The following is a 14,623-nucleotide window of genomic DNA, read 5'->3' as shown; positions in this document are numbered from 1 at the left end:
CATGGAGGTTGCGTATGCTAACAGTGCCCGGCTTGTGCTGGCTATGCCGAATGCCACTTGCGATGAGCGCGTGGGGCGTCTGTTCCGTTTGCACGCGAGCGCTGGGTTACCTGAAGGGCTGTCCGCAATGCGGCTTGCCTGCCGTCAGCCAGACGCTTCCCTGCGGCCGATGCCTGAAAAAAGCGCCGCCGTGGAGCGCGCTGGTGGCGGTGGATGATTATGTATTGCCGCTGAGTCGTCTGGTTCATCAGTTCAAATTTTCCAGCCAGATCGCGCTGGCGCAGCCGCTGGCACGCCTGTTATTACTGGCGGTATTGCAGGCGCGAAGAACGCGAGGACTGCCGCCGGTCGACACGCTCGTGAACGTGCCACTGTTTCAGCGCCGCCACTGGCGGCGGGGATACAATCAAAGCGACCTGCTGTGTCGTCCGCTCGCCCACTGGCTGGGTTGCCGGTACCCAGCCTCTGCGCTGAAACGTACTCATGCCACTGCCGTTCAGCACCGGCTCAACGCCCGGTCGCGCAAAAGGAACCTGAAAAACGCCTTTCGCCTTGAATTGCCGGTCAACGGTCTCCATATCGCGATTGTGGATGATGTCGTCACCACGGGCAGTACCGTGGCTGAACTTTCCCGACTGCTTTTGCAAAGCGGCGCCGCGTCAGTTCAGGTATGGTGTCTGTGCCGTACCTTGTAGCCCTTCTTCAATGGGCGTATGATTATACCCAGGTAATTTAGTCAACTATTAGGCCAAAGCTATGATCCGTATTTCCGATTCTGCACAAGCGCACTTTGCCAAACTGCTGGCAAATCAGGAAGAAGGGACGCAGATCCGCGTGTTTGTGATCAATCCAGGCACTCCGAATGCAGAATGTGGTGTCTCTTATTGTCCTCCGGATGCCGTGGAAGCAACTGACACTGCCCTTAAATTTGAACAGCTCACCGCGTACGTTGATGAGCTGAGCGCGCCGTATCTTGAAGATGCGGAGATTGATTTCGTCACCGACCAGCTGGGTTCTCAGCTGACGCTGAAGGCACCGAACGCGAAAATGCGTAAAGTCTCTGACGATGCCCCGCTGATGGAGCGTGTGGAATATCTGCTGCAATCGCAGATCAACCCGCAGCTGGCCGGCCACGGGGGACGTGTTTCCCTGATGGAAATCACCGAAGATGGTCTGGCAATCCTGCAATTCGGCGGCGGCTGTAACGGCTGCTCCATGGTCGATGTAACCCTGAAAGAAGGGATCGAGAAGCAGCTGTTGAACGAATTCCCGGAACTGAAAGGCGTGCGCGATCTGACAGAGCACCAGCGCGGCGAGCACTCCTACTACTGATTCAGTGCCCGTCTGTATTGCCCGGTGGCGCTGCGCTTACCGGGCCTACATTTTCTTGCCTCCCCCTCTATATGTTGACCTGCGTCTCATAATTCAAATTTTGCCTCCCTGGGTGATTCTCAATCACATCATGTTACCCGTATCATTCTCGTGGGCACTCAACACCCTTATAACAGCCGACTAAACTTAACGTTTTCGCAGGCATCAGTATGAGTGCCGTTAACACTCTGTTCCCAGTTGGGACAACCGGAATTTGTCGTTGAAACAATGACGTTACCCATAACAATTCAAAGGCCAGGTCAATCATGCCATTAGTCATCGTCGCTATCGGTGTTGTGTTATTACTGCTCTTGATGATCCGCTTCAAAATGAACGGATTTATCGCTCTGGTTCTGGTGGCACTTGCAGTCGGTCTGATGCAGGGAATGCCGCTGGTTAAAGTTATCAGCTCCATTAAAGCCGGTGTCGGCGGTACGCTCGGCAGCCTGGCGCTGATCATGGGCTTCGGCGCCATGCTCGGTAAAATGCTCGCGGACTGCGGTGGCGCGCAGCGTATTGCCACTACCCTTATCGATAAATTTGGCAAGCAGCACATCCAGTGGGCGGTGGTGTTAACCGGTTTTACCGTCGGTTTCGCACTGTTCTATGAAGTGGGCTTCGTTCTGATGCTGCCGCTGGTGTTCACCATCGCCGCTGCCGCCAACATCCCACTGCTGTTCGTGGGTGTGCCGATGGCTGCGGCGCTGTCCGTCACCCACGGTTTCCTGCCGCCGCACCCGGGTCCAACGGCTATCGCCACCATCTTCCACGCCGATATGGGTAAAACCCTGCTGTTCGGTACGATTCTGGCGATCCCGACGGTGATTCTGGCAGGCCCGGTGTATGCGCGCTTCCTGAAAGGCATCGATAAGCCTATCCCGGAAGGGCTGTACAGCGCCAAAACCTTTACTGAAGAAGAGATGCCAGGCTTTGGCGTCAGCGTCTGGACCTCACTGGTACCGGTGATCCTGATGGCGATGCGTGCCATAGCAGAGATGGTTCTGCCGAAAGGTCACGCGTTCCTGTCCGTTGCGGAGTTCCTGGGCGACCCGGTAATGGCAACGCTGATTGCGGTATTGATTGCGATGTTTACCTTCGGTCTTAACCGCGGTCGCTCCATGGATCAGATCAACGATACGCTGACCTCTTCCATCAAAATCATCGCCATGATGCTGCTGATCATCGGCGGCGGCGGCGCGTTCAAGCAGGTGCTGGTCGACAGCGGCGTGGATAAATACATCGCTGCCATGATGCATGAAACCAACGTATCGCCGCTGCTGATGGCGTGGTCTATCGCCGCCGTTCTGCGTATTGCGCTGGGCTCTGCGACCGTTGCGGCGATTACCGCAGGCGGCATCGTGGCACCGCTGATTGCCACGACGGGCGTCAGCCCTGAACTGATGGTTATCGCGGTCGGTTCGGGCAGCGTGATTTTCTCCCACGTGAACGATCCGGGCTTCTGGCTGTTCAAGGAGTACTTCAACCTGACCATCGGTGAAACCATCAAGTCCTGGTCCGCGCTGGAAACCATTATTTCGGTGTGCGGTCTGGTCGGGGTGCTGCTGTTGAATATGGTGGTTTGATGTAAAAAGCCGGGTAGCGCTGACGCTTACCCGGCCTACATTCTATTCCCTCTCCCTCTGGGAGAGGGTTAGGGTGAGGGTGAAACTACCGCTTATTACCCACCGCTCTTCTGCGCTTGTCCAAATCCTTAATCAACCTGTTCACCCCGTCATCGGCGAACATCGCTTCAAGCGTTGTGGACAGTTTGCGTCGCCAGTTTTTGTATTGATAGCTGGTGCCGGGGATGTTTACCGGCTCCGCCATATCAATCCAGTCTTCCGGTTGCAGACCGAGCAATGCGCTGTTGCTGTCGGCAATATAGCGCTGTAAGCCACGATTAAGCGTTGGCGTCATCGACATCAGCGACGCCTTATGCCCGGCGCGCTTCGGCAGACAACCATGTTTATGCAGCGCGTCCAGCAGCCCCTGCTTCGCCAGCTCGCGATCCTGATATAGCCCGCGCAGAACCTCTTCATTCGGGTAGAGACCTAACGTTTTGCCGAGCGTCAGGTCGCCGCTTTCCCAGTAGCCTCTGAGCGTAGGAAGATCATGCGTCGTCGCGACTGCCATTGACTGTTCAGGGTACGCTTTCGGCGCGCGGAAGGTTTTCTCATGGTCGTTTTCAAAATACAGCACTTTGTAGGAGTAGACGCCGCTGTCGCGGAGCTTACTGACAATTTCCACCGGCACGGTTCCGAGATCTTCGCCAATCACCATGCACTGATGACGTTTACTCTCCAGCGCGAGGATTGAGAGCAAATCGTCCACCGGATATTGCACGTACGCCCCGTGGTCAGCCGTTTCACCGTACGGGATCCACCACAGGCGCAGCACGGACATCACGTGGTCGATACGCAACGCGCCGCAGTTCTGCATGTTAGCGCGCAGCAGGTCGATAAACGGCTCGTAGGCACGCGTCGCCATCACGTGCGGATCCATTGGCGGTAAGCCCCAGTTCTGACCAAGCGGGCCCAGAATATCCGGCGGCGCACCGACGGAGGCTTTCAGACAGTAAAGCTCGCGGTCACACCAGGTTTCCGCCCCGCCTTCCGCCACGCCGACGGCCAGATCGCGATACAGCCCGATCGGCATGTTATAGCCCTGGCTCACCTGCCAGCAGGCGGCAAACTGGCTGTACGCCAGCCACTGCAACCAGAGATAGAAATCCACCTCGTCGGCATGCATCTCACAGAACGCCTTCACTTCCGGGGTATCCACGGACTGATACGCTTCCGGCCACACCGGCCAGCCCCAGCGCATCTCATCCTCCTGGACCTGATACGCATGCAACGCATCAAACGCTGCCTGCCAGTAAAGGCTCTCGCCTTCCTGCATCACAAACTGGCGGAAGGCTGCCATCTGCTCGTCGTCACGCTTCGCAAAGCCCTTCCATGCCAGACGCAGCGCCGCCATTTTCAGCGCGGTCACGGAGGCATAATCGACCCAGTCCGCATCGCGGGCCTGTTTCAGCATCTGTTGGGTGGTCTCAAGCTTCCACCACGCCTGCGCCTCTTTGCTGTTTTTGAAATCGTCTAACGCGTTAACGTCGATATAAATGACGTTCAGCCAGCGACGGGACGACGGGCTGTACGGGCTGGCGCTTTCCGGGTTGGCCGGATAGAGGGCGTGGATCGGGTTGAGGCCGATGAACGCGCCGCCGCGCTCGCCCACGGATGCCAGCATCTTTTTCAGGTCGCCAAAATCGCCAATGCCCCAGTTGCTGTCCGAACGCAGGGTATAGAGCTGCACGCAGGCGCCCCACAGCTTTTTGCCTTCAAGCAGCGCCTGCGGCTCATAGCAACGCTTTGGCGCCACGATCACCCGACAGTGAAAACGCTGGTCGTCCCGGGTAAGCGTAAGCGTGTGGTAGCCCTCCGGCAGCTTCGCCGGAAGGTTAAGGGTTTTGCCGCCTGTGGCATGGCCTTTGTGCTGATGCCCCTCTTCGGTGGTGAGCAGCCAGCTGAACTCGCCGCGCCCTTCCACCGCCAGCGGCATCTTTTTGCCCGCGGTAAAGACCTTCACGTTCGGCACCGGCGCACCCGACGCTTTCGCGTCGGTTTTGTGCATGGCATCCAGCAAACGTCTTTTGGTGTCCGCACCAATAGACTGCGGTTTGCCGTGCGCATTGATGTAACTGAGGCTAATTCCCGCCGCCTGCGCGGCACTGTCCAGACGTTTACTCTCCATCGCGCTTCCTTAGCGTTTTGCCTGCCAGATACGAGCCTGATAATCACGGATTGAGCGGTCAGAGCTGAACATACCGCAGCGCGCGGTGTTCAGGATACACGCGCGGGTCCACGCTTCCTGGTCGCGATACAGCACGTCGACCTGTTTTTGCGCTTCAACGTAGGCCGTGAAGTCCGCCATCACCAGGTACGGGTCGCCGCCCTGTTTGTCCATGCTGTGCAGCATCTGGTCAAACGCGTGCTTGTCGCCGTCGCTGTACTTCCCGCTTTCCAGCTCTTTGAGCACCGCATCCAGCACTTTATCTTTTTTACGCCATTTCACCGGGTCGTACCCTTTGGCTTTGATGGCTTTCACTTCTTCAACAGTATGGCCGAAGATAAAGATGTTCTCTTCGCCGACCTTCTCGGCAATTTCGACGTTCGCACCGTCCAGCGTGCCGACGGTCAGCGCACCGTTCAGGGCCAGCTTCATGTTGCCGGTACCGGACGCTTCTTTACCGGCGGTAGAGATCTGCTCGGAAATATCCGCCGCCGGGATCAGCATTTCAGCCGCAGAAACGCAGTAGTCCGGCAGGAACACCACCTTCAGCTTATCGCCCACTTTCGGATCGTTGTTGATCGCCGCCGCCACTTTATTAATGGCGAGGATAATGTTTTTCGCCAGGTAGTAGCCCGGCGCCGCTTTCGCACCGAACAGGAACACGCGCGGAACGCGGTCGGCCTGTGGATTCTCGCGGATCTCTTTATACAGCGCCAGAATGTGCAGCAGGTTCAGGTGCTGACGTTTGTACTCGTGCAGACGTTTGATCTGGATATCGAAAATCGCATTCGGGTTGATCTCAATCCCGGTGCGCATTTTCACGAACTCAGCCAGACGAACCTTGTTCTCCAGCTTAATGGCGCGGTACTGCTCGCGGAACTTCGCGTTGTCGGCCTGTTTTTCCAGGTTGATGAGCTGGTCCAGGTCGTTGGCCCACTCTTTCTTCAGGGTTTTGTCCAGCAGGCCGGCCAGCAGCGGGTTGCACTGCTTGATCCAGCGACGCGGCGTGATGCCGTTGGTCACGTTGTGGAACTTGGTCGGCCACAGCTGGTGATATTCCGGGAACAGATCTTTGACCACCAGATCCGAGTGCAGCGCCGCCACGCCGTTCACCGCAAAGCCGCTGACCACGCACATGTTCGCCATACGCACCTGTTTGTCGTGCACCACCGCCAGCTTCGCCCAGACGGCTTTGTCGCCCGGCCAGGTTTTCTCCACCAGCGTTTTGAACTGGTCGTTAATCTTATTGATGATCTGCATATGGCGCGGCAGCAGCGTTTTCACCAGCTTCTCATCCCAGCACTCCAGCGCTTCCGGCATCAGGGTGTGGTTGGTGTAGGCGAAGGTGCGGCTGGTGATGGCCCAGGCGTCGTCCCAGCTCAGCTGATGCTCGTCGATCAGCACGCGCAGCAGTTCCGGGATGGCAATGGTCGGATGCGTGTCGTTAAGCTGAATAACTTCGAAGTCCGGCAGTTGAGCCAGCTTGCGGCCCGCCAGGTGGTGTCGACGCAGAATGTCCGCCACGGAGCAGGCGCACTGGAAGTACTGCTGCATCAGACGCAGCTTTTTACCCGCCAGATGATTATCGTTCGGATAGAGGACTTTAGTCAGCTTCTCGGCGTCGATCCCCTGCTGCTCGGCGCGCAGGAAGTCACCGTCGTTGAATTTGGTCAGGTTAAACGGATGCGCGTGCTTCGCCTGCCACAGACGCAGCGGCTGCGCCACGCCGTTACGGTAGCCGAGTACCGGCAGGTCCCAGGCTTCACCGGTAATGGTGAACGCCGGTTCCCAGAGTCCCTGCTTCGTGACTTTCCCGCCAATCCCGACCTGCACATCCAGCTGCGCGTTGTGGCGGAACCACGGATAGGTATTGCGGTGCCAGTCGTCCGGCGCTTCCATCTGATGGCCGTCGGCAAATGACTGACGGAACAGGCCGTACTGATAGTTCAGGCCATAGCCAATCGCCGACTGGCCCACCGTTGCCATGGAATCCAGGAAGCAGGCTGCCAGACGTCCCAGACCGCCGTTACCCAGCGCCGGGTCAACCTCTTCTTCCAGCAGATCGGTCAGGTTGATGTCGTGTTCTTTCAGCACGTCACCGACCTCCTGATACCAGCCAAGGTTCAGCAGATTGTTACCCGTCAGACGGCCAATCAGGAACTCCATCGAAATGTAGTTGACGTGACGCTGGCCTTTCACAGGCTTCGCCACAGGCTGAGCGTCCAGCTGTTCTGCGAGCGCCCCGCTCACCGCCTGCCACCACTGGTGAGGCGTCATCTCGTTTGCAGCATGAAGGCCAAAACGCTGCCACTGACGCGTCAGGGCAGCCTGAAATTGAGCTTTGTTGAAAGTAGGCTGTGACATAGGGAATCGGCATCCTGTAGAGAGAAAACACATTTGGCGCTAGTGTGCCTGGCTCATTGCGCCTCTTCCTCCTCCTGTCGGGGATTAGGCAGGGAGGAGTAGCGGGGATGAGCATAAAAGTGTGATCGAGGCCACTGTGTAAGTGTGCGCTTCGCGGAAAAAGCGATCCCGGAAGAACGTCAAAGAAATGAAATGCAGTTTCGGAAGAAATTAATCATCGCTGAAATGATTACTTACGTAGAATAATATTTCCGCGCGTCGGGATTATTCAGCACCACTATTAAGCCCATGCAACTTTCCCCAAAGTTAATTAACTTCACCGTCATTATCTCTTTCTGAAACCAGTTTCAGCGCAACCGAGCGTCATGCAGACAAGCCAGAAGCAGCGCGGCATCCAGCCATTTACGGAAAGTTCCATCAGTGATGAGAATGTTTTGTGACAGAGTGCAAATTCAGAGCCTCCAAACCCAGACATAACTTGCAATAGTTCCTCTATTGGCCGAACTTATAGATATTAATTACGAAGCGCAAAAAAAATAAATTCTCTCGTTCCCCACAGTGAAGTGAAAACTATGTTGATTCCGTCCAAATTAAGTCGCCCGGTTCGTCTTGACCATACTGTGGTCCGCGAGCGCCTGCTGGCTAAACTTTCCGGTGCGCATAATTTCCGACTGGCGCTGGTTACGAGTCCTGCGGGTTATGGAAAAACAACGCTCATTTCGCAATGGGCGGCAGGTAAAAGCGATCTTGGCTGGTACTCCCTGGATGAAGGTGATAACCAGCAGGAGCGTTTTGCCAGCTATTTAATTGCCGCGATTCAGCAGGCGACCAACGGACACTGCGTCACCAGCGAGGTGATGGTGCAAAAGCGCCAGTACGCCAGCCTGTCCTCTCTTTTCTCCCAGCTGTTTATCGAGCTGGCCGAATGGCATCGCCCGCTGTATGTGGTGATTGATGATTATCATCTGATCACCAACCCGGTTATTCACGAGTCCATGCGTTTCTTCCTGCGCCATCAGCCGGAAAACCTGACGCTGGTTGTCCTGTCGCGTAACCTTCCGCAGTTGGGCATTGCCAACCTGCGGGTGCGCGATCAGCTTCTGGAAATCGGCAGTCAGCAGCTGGCCTTTACCCATCAGGAAGCGAAGCAGTTCTTTGACTGCCGTCTGACGTCTCCGATTGAGGCGTCTGAAAGCAGCCGCCTGTGCGATGACGTTGCCGGCTGGGCCACGGCGCTTCAGCTGATTGCCCTCTCCGCGCGGCAAAACAACAGCCCGACGCATCAGTCCGCACGCCGCCTGGCGGGCATCAACGCCAGCCACCTGTCGGATTATCTGGTGGATGAGGTACTCGACAGCGTTGACCTCTCCACCCGCCATTTCCTGCTGAAAAGCTCCCTGCTGCGCTCCATGAACGACGCGCTGATTGTGCGCGTCACCGGTATTGAAAACGGGCAGCTCCAGCTCGAAGAGATTGAACGTCAGGGTCTGTTCCTGACGCGTATGGACGATCACGGCGAATGGTTTAGCTACCATCCGCTGTTTGGCAGCTTCCTGCGCCAGCGTTGCCAGTGGGAACTGGCCGCAGAGCTGCCTGACATTCACCGCGCCGCCGCCGAAAGCTGGATGGCGCAAGGTTTCCCGAGCGAGGCTATCCACCATGCGCTGGCCGCCGGGGATGCCGGTATGCTGCGCGATATTCTGCTCAACCACGCGTGGGGACTGTTCAACCACAGCGAACTGACGCTGCTGGAAGAGTCGTTAAAAGCGCTGCCGTGGGAAAGCCTGCTGGAGAATCCGCGTCTGGTGCTGCTCCAGGCCTGGCTGATGCAGAGCCAGCATCGCTACAGCGAAGTGAACACCCTGCTGGCGCGCGCCGAGCAGGAGATGGAAAGCGAGATGGATACCACCCTGCACGGCGAATTTAACGCCCTGCGCGCACAGGTGGCGATTAACGACGGGGACCCGGATGAAGCTGAACGGCTGGCGATGGTCGCGCTGGATGAGCTGCCGCTGGCGAATTTTTACAGCCGTATTGTGGCCACCTCGGTACACGGCGAAGTGCTGCACTGTAAGGGCGATCTCACGCGTTCGCTTTCACTCATGCAGCAAACCGAACAGATGGCGCGCCGCCACGATGTCTGGCATTACGCCCTGTGGAGCCTGATCCAGCAAAGCGAGATTTTATTTGCTCAGGGGTTTCTGCAAGCAGCCTGGGAAAACCAGGAGAAAGCGTTCCAGCTGATCCGTGAACAACATCTGGAACAGCTGCCGATGCACGAGTTCCTGTTGCGTATTCGCGCTCAGCTGCTGTGGGCATGGTCGCGTCTGGATGAAGCAGAAAGCTGCGCCCGCCAGGGTCTGAATGTCCTTTCGAGCTTCCAGCCGCAGCAGCAGCTCCAGTGTCTGGCTCTGCTGGTGCAGTGCTCGCTGGCACGCGGCGACCTGGATAATGCCCGTAACCACCTTAACCGCCTGGAAAATCTGCTCGGCAACGGACAGTACCATAGCGACTGGGTCTCCAACGCCGATAAGGTCAGGGTGATTTACTGGCAGATGACCGGCGATAAAAAGTCCGCCGCCAACTGGCTGCGTCACACGCCTAAACCGGAATTTGCCAATAACCACTTCCTGCAAAGCCAGTGGCGCAATATTGCCCGCGTGCAGATCCTGCTGGGTGACTTTGAGCCTGCCGAGATCGTGCTGGAAGAGTTAAACGAAAACGCCCGCAGCCTGCGCCTGATGAGCGATTTAAACCGCAACCTGCTGCTGTTAAACCAGCTTTACTGGCAGGCAGGACGTAAAAACGATGCCCAGCGCGTACTGCTGGAAGCGTTGCAGCTGGCGAACCGCACCGGGTTTATCAGCCACTTTGTAATTGAGGGTGAAGTGATGGCCCAGCAGCTGCGCCAGCTGATTCAACTCAACACGCTGCCGGAACTCGATCAGCATCGCGCCCAGCGCATTCTGCGCGAGATTAACCAGCATCATCGCCACAAGTTTGCGCACTTCGATGAGAACTTTGTTGAACGTCTGCTGAACCATCCGGAAGTGCCGGAGCTTATCCGTACCAGCCCGCTCACCCAGCGTGAATGGCAGGTGCTGGGGCTGATCTATTCAGGCTACAGCAACGAGCAGATTGCCGGTGAGCTGGCGGTGGCGGCGACCACCATCAAAACGCACATTCGCAATCTGTATCAGAAGCTGGGCGTGGCGCACCGTCAGGATGCGGTGCAGCATGCGCAGCAGCTGTTGAAGATGATGGGGTACGGAGTGTAAATCCTCTGCGGTCTGATGCCCTCACCCCGGCCCTCTCCCACAGGGAGAGGGAGAATGGCTTCTCAACATAACTCTAACTGCAAATTATTATCTTTAATCACCTGCATCACGCCCGCCGGTGGCATCACATCAGTATAAACCGCATCCACCATGCTGATGCTGCCCATGTTCACCATCGCGTTACGACCAAACTTGGAATGATCCACCACCAGCATCACATGACGTGAGTTTTCAATGATCGCGCGCTTGGTGCGCACCTCGTGGTAATCAAACTCCAGCAGCGAGCCGTCGGTGTCGATGCCGCTGATCCCCAGAATGCCGAAATCGAGGCGAAACTGAGAGATAAAATCGAGCGTCGCTTCGCCGATAATGCCCCCGTCGCGGCTGCGCAGTTCGCCGCCCGCGAGGATGATGCGGAAATCGTCTTTCTGCATCAACGTGTTGGCCACGTTCAGGTTGTTGGTCACCACGCGGAGGTTCTCGTGGTTCAGCAGCGCATGGGCGACCGCTTCCGGCGTGGTGCCGATATCAATAAACAGCGTCGCGCCGTTCGGGATCTGGCTCGCCACTTTACGGGCGATACGCTCTTTCTCTGCCGTTTGCGTCGCCTTACGGTCATGCCATGAGGTGTTCACCGAGCTGGACGGCAGCGCGGCACCGCCGTGGTGACGCAGAATACGGTTCTGATCGGCCAGGTCGTTGAGGTCACGACGGATGGTTTGCGGGCTAACGGCAAACTGCTCCACCAGCTCTTCAGTACTGACGTATCCCTGTTTTTTTACCAGTTCGATAATGGCGTCATGACGTTGTGTTTGTTTCATGAAATATCCCTGGGAATTATGTTCGCTTTCGCGCATGGAGCGTATCGGCCAGCGCCATCGCCAGCCCGACCGCCAGGCCGGTAACGTGCGCACCATTGGCGATAGACATACCAAACAGATCAAACCATCCGGCAATAAGCCATATTAACGCAAAGGTTATTAATCCACGTTGTAAATAGATGCCGCTATCCGGGTCGCGCTCGCCTCTGAGCCAGGCGTAACCCATCAGGGCGTACACCACGCCGGATAACCCGCCGAACCATGGACCGCTGAATTTATGCTGCACGTAGCCGCTTAACAGGGCGCTGATAAGGGTGATCACAATCAGCTTGCCGCTGCCGAGCCGCTTCTCCACCGCCCCGCCGAGATACCACCACCACAGCAGGTTAAAAAGGATATGCATCACCGAGAAGTGCATCAGCGCATGCGTGAAGTAGCGCCAGACGTCAAATTGCAGGGAGGGATCGTACGGCCATGCGAGGGCAATCATCACGCTCTGGTCACCCACCACGCTCATAATAATGAAGACGATGATGCAGGCTACCATCAAAAGCAGCGTAAACGGTCCTGCGCGCTCGCGGAGGGTGGCGAGAAACGGAAAACGTTGATAGTGCAGGCCACTGCCGGTCTGGCCGGATTGCCAGCTTGCCGCCAGATAACGCGGGTCGCCCGGGTTTTCCAGGAAACGCGCCAGCTCGGCGTTCACGCGCCCAGCCTGGCTTTCGTCTGCCAGCCAGACATCCGTCTGTGTATGCTGCTGAATAGTCAGGATAATGCCCTGCGTCGCCATATAGTCGACAAACGCCTGGGCGACGCGCGGGTTGCTAAAAGAGGTGATCATCAACATGGGCAGCGGTCGCTTATTTCCACACAAAAGGGGACAGTATAGCGGGATCAGCGCTCAAACGCGTATTCAACTTCTGCCGGGAAATGACGATGCCAGGCATCGAAGCCGCCATCGACGCTGTATACCGCCTCGTAACCCTGCTGGAGCAGATACTGCGCCGCGCCTTTACTGCTGTTGCCGTGATAGCACATCACCATCACCGGGGTATCGAAGTCGTTATCGCGCATAAACGCGCCCAGCGTGTCGTTGGTGAGATGGAACGCGCCCGGCGTGTGGCCCATCGCAAAGCTCTGCGGATCGCGGATATCCACCAGCACCGCTTTTCCCTGGTGCATCTTCTGGTGGGCTTCTTCTACGTTAATACATTCAAACTGATCCATGGTGTTCTCATCTTATATTCAGGTGTGGTGCGGTTTTCCCCTCACCCTACCCTCTCCCCGTGGGAGAGGGCTGGGGTGAGAGCATCAGACCGCACGATTTTACCCCGTAGTGTACGTCCTGGCGGCGGGTAAACGCCATTATGTTATCCATATCACTCTAAATTGTTTTTTTGATGTTACCAAAAGCGCGTTCCTTTGCTATTATGAGCGATATCGAACATTTTTGAGCTTTAACGAAAGTGCATGAGGGTGTTATGGAAACCAAAGATCTGATTGTGATAGGCGGTGGCATCAACGGTGCCGGTATTGCGGTTGATGCCGCAGGACGCGGTTTATCCGTGCTGATGCTGGAAGCTAACGATCTCGCCTGCGCGACGTCGTCCGCCAGCTCCAAGCTGATCCACGGTGGCCTGCGCTACCTGGAACACTACGAATTCCGCCTGGTCAGCGAAGCGCTGGCCGAACGCGAAGTGCTGCTGAAAATGGCCCCGCATCTGGCGATCCCGATGCGCTTCCGCCTGCCCCATCGCCCGCATCTGCGTCCGGCGTGGATGATCCGCATCGGTCTGTTTATGTACGATCATCTGGGTAAACGCACCAGCCTGCCGGGTTCAACCGGTTTGCGTTTTGGCTCAGAATCGGTCCTTAAGCCTGAAATCGTGCGCGGTTTCGAATATTCCGACTGCTGGGTGGACGATGCGCGTCTGGTACTGGCTAACGCGCAGATGGTCGAGAAGAAAGGCGGCGAGGTGAAAACCCGCACCCGCGCCACCGCCGCACGCCGCGAAAACGGCCTGTGGATTGTGGAAGCGGAAGACGTGGATACCGGCGAGAAGTTTAGCTGGAAAGCGCGCGGCCTGGTGAATGCCACCGGCCCGTGGGTGAAACAGTTCTTCGACGACGGCATGCACCTGCCTTCACCGTACGGCATCCGCCTGATTAAGGGCAGCCACATCGTGGTGCCGCGCGTGCATACCCAGAAACAGGCTTATATCCTGCAAAATGAAGACAAGCGCATTGTGTTTGTGATCCCGTGGATGGACGAGTTCTCCATCATCGGCACCACCGACGTGGAGTACAAAGGCGATCCGAAAAACGTTGAGATCGACGAGAGTGAAGTCAGCTACCTGTTGAAAGTGTACAACGCGCACTTTAAGAAACAGCTGGCGCGCGATGACGTGGTCTGGACCTACTCCGGCGTGCGTCCGCTGTGTGATGACGAGTCTGACTCACCGCAGGCCATCACCCGTGACTATACGCTTGATATTCACGACGTTGACGGTCAGGCGCCGCTGCTCTCCGTGTTTGGCGGTAAGCTCACCACCTACCGTAAACTGGCGGAGCACGCGCTGGAGAAACTGGCACCGTATTACAAAGGCATCGGCCCGGCGTGGACGAAAGGCGCCGTGCTGCCTGGCGGCGATATCGGCGATAACCGCGACGATTACGCCGCGAAGCTGCGTCGCCGCTTCCCGTTCATTACCGAAGGCATGGCGCGCCACTACGCCCGCACCTACGGCAGCAACACCGAACTGTTCCTCGGCGACGCGAAAGAGATTGCCGATCTGGGCGAGCATTTTGGCCATGAGCTATACGAAGCCGAGCTGCGCTACCTGGTGGAACACGAGTGGGTGCGCCGTCTGGACGATGCCATCTGGCGTCGTACTAAACAAGGGATGTGGCTGAATGCCGAGCAGCAGTCTCGCGTGGCGCAGTGGCTGGCGCAACATGCGGGAAAGCGTGAATTGTCGCTGGCGTCGTAATTGAAAAAAA

General features: G+C 57.0%; 10 protein-coding genes. 5 read left to right on the top strand and 5 right to left on the bottom strand.

Features of this window, described 5'->3' with window-relative positions:
• Window positions 1–14: 14 nt before the first annotated feature.
• The 3 genes from gntX to gntT all read left to right on the top strand — a co-directional run bounded on the left by gntX (window position 15) and on the right by gntT (window position 2,954).
• Window positions 15–695, top strand: a complete 681-nt coding sequence (gntX, locus tag CU081_RS05740) for a DNA utilization protein GntX (protein ID WP_003861603.1) — start codon at window positions 15–17, stop codon at window positions 693–695.
• Between the two features lie 61 nt (window positions 696–756).
• Window positions 757–1,332 (top strand): Fe-S biogenesis protein NfuA, encoded by a 576-nt coding sequence (nfuA, locus tag CU081_RS05735; RefSeq protein WP_003861601.1) that lies wholly within the window; start codon window positions 757–759, stop codon window positions 1,330–1,332.
• A gap of 305 nt (window positions 1,333–1,637) precedes the next feature.
• On the top strand, window positions 1,638–2,954 hold the full coding sequence (gene gntT, locus CU081_RS05730) for a gluconate transporter (RefSeq protein WP_003861600.1): 1,317 nt from the start codon (window positions 1,638–1,640) through the stop codon (window positions 2,952–2,954).
• Window positions 2,955–3,039: 85 nt separating this feature from the next.
• Here gntT and malQ read toward each other — a convergent pair whose 3' ends face one another.
• Both malQ and malP read right to left on the bottom strand, forming a co-directional pair.
• On the bottom strand, window positions 3,040–5,121 hold the full coding sequence (gene malQ / locus CU081_RS05725; RefSeq protein ID WP_003861598.1) for a 4-alpha-glucanotransferase: 2,082 nt from the start codon (window positions 5,119–5,121) through the stop codon (window positions 3,040–3,042).
• Window positions 5,122–5,130: 9 nt separating this feature from the next.
• The gene (malP, locus tag CU081_RS05720; protein ID WP_003861596.1) at window positions 5,131–7,524 is read right to left on the bottom strand and encodes a maltodextrin phosphorylase; all 2,394 of its coding nucleotides are present in this window, start codon (window positions 7,522–7,524) and stop codon (window positions 5,131–5,133) included.
• Between the two features lie 572 nt (window positions 7,525–8,096).
• Here malP and malT point away from each other — a divergent pair.
• Window positions 8,097–10,802 carry an HTH-type transcriptional regulator MalT gene (gene malT / locus CU081_RS05715; RefSeq protein ID WP_003861595.1) on the top strand — a complete coding sequence of 902 codons (2,706 nt, stop codon included), beginning with the start codon at window positions 8,097–8,099 and terminating at the stop codon, window positions 10,800–10,802.
• Between the two features lie 62 nt (window positions 10,803–10,864).
• On the opposite strand, the gene CU081_RS05710 is transcribed toward malT, so the two are convergent.
• Genes CU081_RS05710 through glpE form a run of 3 tightly spaced genes read right to left on the bottom strand, consistent with a single transcriptional unit; the run spans window position 10,865 to window position 12,850 of the window.
• Entirely contained in the window at window positions 10,865–11,623 is a 759-nt protein-coding gene (locus CU081_RS05710) for a DeoR/GlpR family transcriptional regulator (protein ID WP_003861593.1), read from the bottom strand.
• A gap of 16 nt (window positions 11,624–11,639) precedes the next feature.
• Window positions 11,640–12,470: a rhomboid family intramembrane serine protease GlpG gene (glpG, locus tag CU081_RS05705; RefSeq protein WP_003861592.1), complete on the bottom strand. Its 831-nt coding sequence runs from the start codon at window positions 12,468–12,470 to the stop codon at window positions 11,640–11,642.
• Between the two features lie 47 nt (window positions 12,471–12,517).
• Window positions 12,518–12,850, bottom strand: coding sequence for a thiosulfate sulfurtransferase GlpE (glpE, locus tag CU081_RS05700; RefSeq protein ID WP_003861590.1), 333 nt, complete (start codon window positions 12,848–12,850; stop codon window positions 12,518–12,520).
• Between the two features lie 254 nt (window positions 12,851–13,104).
• Here glpE and glpD point away from each other — a divergent pair, with 254 nt between their 5' ends.
• Window positions 13,105–14,613, top strand: a complete 1,509-nt coding sequence (gene glpD / locus CU081_RS05695) for a glycerol-3-phosphate dehydrogenase (RefSeq protein ID WP_003861588.1) — start codon at window positions 13,105–13,107, stop codon at window positions 14,611–14,613.
• Window positions 14,614–14,623 lie beyond the last annotated feature (10 nt).

The sequence above is a fragment of the Enterobacter sp. CRENT-193 genome (assembly GCF_002787395.1).
GTDB classification, from domain to species: Bacteria; Pseudomonadota; Gammaproteobacteria; order Enterobacterales; family Enterobacteriaceae; genus Enterobacter; species Enterobacter hormaechei_C.
This window is presented reverse-complemented; position numbering and strand designations above follow the sequence as displayed.

Excerpts from the sequence above, each read along its gene's own strand:
- glpG (WP_003861592.1), bottom strand. The coding sequence starts at position 12,470 with ATGTTGATGATCACCTCTTTTAGCAACCCGCGCGTCGCCCAGGCGTTT.
- nfuA (WP_003861601.1), top strand. The coding sequence starts at position 757 with ATGATCCGTATTTCCGATTCTGCACAAGCGCACTTTGCCAAACTGCTG.
- glpD (WP_003861588.1), top strand. The coding sequence starts at position 13,105 with ATGGAAACCAAAGATCTGATTGTGATAGGCGGTGGCATCAACGGTGCC.
- gntX (WP_003861603.1), top strand. The coding sequence starts at position 15 with ATGCTAACAGTGCCCGGCTTGTGCTGGCTATGCCGAATGCCACTTGCG.
- CU081_RS05710 (WP_003861593.1), bottom strand. The coding sequence starts at position 11,623 with ATGAAACAAACACAACGTCATGACGCCATTATCGAACTGGTAAAAAAA.
- malT (WP_003861595.1), top strand. The coding sequence starts at position 8,097 with ATGTTGATTCCGTCCAAATTAAGTCGCCCGGTTCGTCTTGACCATACT.
- malQ (WP_003861598.1), bottom strand. The coding sequence starts at position 5,121 with ATGGAGAGTAAACGTCTGGACAGTGCCGCGCAGGCGGCGGGAATTAGC.
- gntT (WP_003861600.1), top strand. The coding sequence starts at position 1,638 with ATGCCATTAGTCATCGTCGCTATCGGTGTTGTGTTATTACTGCTCTTG.
- glpE (WP_003861590.1), bottom strand. The coding sequence starts at position 12,850 with ATGGATCAGTTTGAATGTATTAACGTAGAAGAAGCCCACCAGAAGATG.
- malP (WP_003861596.1), bottom strand. The coding sequence starts at position 7,524 with ATGTCACAGCCTACTTTCAACAAAGCTCAATTTCAGGCTGCCCTGACG.